The 202-nt window shown below is 65.8% G+C and carries 1 protein-coding gene; it reads left to right on the top strand.

The genetic code is table 11. The features are described from left to right. Window positions 1-202, top strand: a 202-nt coding sequence (locus BFF77_RS37480) for a glutamate synthase central domain-containing protein (RefSeq protein WP_245703979.1), incomplete at both ends; no start/stop codon positions are given.

Here is a 202-nt window from a genome sequence, read left to right as displayed (position 1 = left end):
CCTGGTACGCGCCGGTACGTTCATCGAGGGCCTGGCGCCCGAGCGGGCCATCCGCAATCTGATTTACGCGCTGGGCAAGGGCGTCCTCAAGGTGATGTCCAAGATGGGCATCTCGACGGTCGCCTCCTACCGGGGCGCGCAGGTCTTCGAGGCCGTCGGTCTCGACCAGGCCTTCGTCGACAAGTACTTCAACGGCACCGCC

The sequence above is a fragment of the Streptomyces lushanensis genome, assembly GCF_001700515.1.
Lineage (GTDB): Bacteria > Actinomycetota > Actinomycetes > Streptomycetales > Streptomycetaceae > Streptomyces > Streptomyces lushanensis.
Note: the sequence above shows the minus strand (reverse complement) of the source record. Positions and strands in the feature narration are given on the sequence as shown.